Raw genomic sequence first — 604 nt, 5'->3', positions numbered from 1 at the left:
CATCTATCACCCTTCCATGCCAGTATTCAATATCGTCTTTATAAATTGTGATGTAGGTCTGAAAAGGCAGCACCGAACGATAACTGGGATGGTTAATAGGGATATCAAACTTAAAGCTTCCTGCCTTGCCGACTTTTTCCGTCAGTACCGGAGATATCAGCACATATTCGTCAGAAAACATTTCATGCAGGCTGTATTCTTCAAATTCATATTGCGCTGTCACACGGTACATTATAATTTCCCTCCCCTATATTCGACCGATATCGTTCCGGTTCCCGTGAATACCAGGAGATTATCTCCCGGCTGAATTGTAATGGAATAGATATAATTTTTTCCTGAAGCCAGATTGTAGGTCTTATTTTTGTAGGTCACTGTCATCGCCGTCGTGCTGTAAATAACAGGAACCAGAACCTGCTCCCGCCCGATTACATTAAGCGTGCAGGATCCATTTACCGTGATATTTCCATATTCCCGGATAATTCCATCTTCGAAAGAGAAGGAGTCCCACGGCCAGTCTTCGGCTATGGAATCGGCCAGCTCTTTTTTATACGGCTTGCAATCGGCCGTCAAAATTACCTTCGAGAATGGACGAAACTCTTTTTCA

1 protein-coding gene and 1 pseudogene are annotated in these 604 nt (G+C 43.4%); both read right to left on the bottom strand.

Annotated elements, in window-relative coordinates:
* A partial coding sequence (locus CLOSYM_RS20250; protein ID WP_021643597.1) for a hypothetical protein occupies positions 1–232 on the bottom strand: 232 nt, incomplete at its 3' end.
* A pseudogene (locus CLOSYM_RS23115) lies at positions 232–604 on the bottom strand (mtfA protein); the annotation flags it as partial. The pseudogene CLOSYM_RS23115 and the gene CLOSYM_RS20250, both read right to left, overlap by 1 nt.

Origin of the sequence: [Clostridium] symbiosum ATCC 14940 (assembly GCF_000466485.1) — a bacterium.
GTDB classification, from domain to species: domain Bacteria; phylum Bacillota; class Clostridia; order Lachnospirales; family Lachnospiraceae; genus Otoolea; species Otoolea symbiosa.
This window is presented reverse-complemented; position numbering and strand designations above follow the sequence as displayed.